Origin of the sequence: Paramesorhizobium salinisoli, from assembly GCF_003335045.1 — a bacterium.
Classification (GTDB): Bacteria; Pseudomonadota; Alphaproteobacteria; order Rhizobiales; family Rhizobiaceae; genus Paramesorhizobium; species Paramesorhizobium salinisoli.
In genome coordinates this window covers 1-1,251 of the sequence record NZ_QOZG01000082.1, presented here as the reverse complement: position 1 = coordinate 1,251, position 1,251 = coordinate 1, and the positions used below count along the sequence as shown (strand labels likewise).

The window sequence follows — 1,251 nt, the reverse complement described above, 5'->3', positions numbered from 1 at the left end:
GGTCGCGCTCCGCTTCTTCAGCCAGCTGCGCCTTGATCTCGCCCATCTCGACCAAGCCCAGCGCCCGGCCGATACCGGTCGGGTCGATGGCATATTCGGCCGGCAGCACCACGGTGACGAGGATCGCAATTTCGCACAGTTCTTGTCCCCACCCCATGGTGATGCGATCAAATCTTCGCTGGTGCTTAGACGGTCTTGAGTTCACTTGCTGGAACGGCGAGGTGAAACCCACGGGGAGCGGAGGCAGCTTGTATGCTGCGTCCGCTATCTCGCAGTTAATGCGTTTTCTTGCGGTGCATAGGATCCAGACCTGTGGAAGCTGAGATCCAGCTGAGACTCAGTTGGTGTGTAACGTAAAATAGGGGCGGCAGCGCCCCTATTTACTATCCGTATTACTTGGTAATCTGTGTAGAGAATGTTTGGACGGTTATTCTAAATCCAACAATGAGGACTTAAGTCATGAACAAGAAATTATTGTATTTGGCTTTGTCAATACGCGTGAGGTGATGTGATGAATAAATTAGCCCTTCTTGTGGTTGCCGTATCATTCGTTGGGGTTCCTGCTGCTGCCCAAGCGATGGAGCAATGCCCTGCCACAGGAAAAATTAAAGAAATCAGCGGCGGGGTCTACCGAGCGAATTCAGAAGATGGAGAATGGCTGGGAATTTTACAAGGCCTCATACCCGAAAGGACGCCGGTACGGTCCTTTGAAAGGGCACTAGCGATACAGGAAAATCTAAAATCTCCTTTATATTTCCAATACTGTTCCTATCAGCTTGGAACCGACAAGACGTTAGATATGCGTTTTATTCCTAGTGAAGAGCAGCCTACGGAAACGAAATCTGATACAAGAAAAAGCTTCACTATCGAAACTAAAGGAGATGTATGGAAAAAAGAAGAAGGTCCATTTGGACTTATTTACGATGTTTGTGAAACGGTTGATCCAGAGAAGTGCCAGTTTAGCGTTATTTTTCTTAAACCAACATCTGCCAATTAGATGCAGTGACGTGCTCCCGTTAAATTAGGCCATTTGGAACTGGAATTTTCCATTTATGATCCCCGCGGGGATAAAGAGGAGAATTCCATGAAGGCTTCGAGGTTTTCGGAAGCGCAGATCGCCTTTGTTTTGAAGCAGGCGGAAGACGGGACGCCTATCGGAGAGGTCTGTCGGAAAGCAGGCATTTCGGACGCGACCTTCTATAACTGGCGCAAGAAGTATGCTGGTTTGATGCCGTCTGAGATGAAGCGTCT

At 48.6% G+C, this 1,251-nt stretch carries 2 protein-coding genes and 1 pseudogene; 2 read left to right on the top strand and 1 reads right to left on the bottom strand.

All coding sequences use genetic code 11. The annotated features are described in order from the left end of the window. Nucleotides 1–127, bottom strand: a pseudogene (locus DUT91_RS27125) (transmembrane anchor protein); the annotation flags it as partial. Between the two features lie 384 nt (nt 128–511). Here DUT91_RS27125 and DUT91_RS24980 point away from each other — a divergent pair. Next, nucleotides 512–997, top strand: coding sequence for a DUF3757 domain-containing protein (locus tag DUT91_RS24980; protein ID WP_114443051.1), 486 nt, complete (start codon nt 512–514; stop codon nt 995–997). Nucleotides 998–1,084: 87 nt separating this feature from the next. After that, nucleotides 1,085–1,251: transposase (locus DUT91_RS24975; protein ID WP_147272305.1), on the top strand; the 167-nt coding region annotated here is incomplete at its 3' end.

Coding starts and splice junctions, on each gene's coding strand:
- DUT91_RS24980 (WP_114443051.1), top strand. CDS start 512: ATGAATAAATTAGCCCTTCTTGTGGTTGCCGTATCATTCGTTGGGGTT.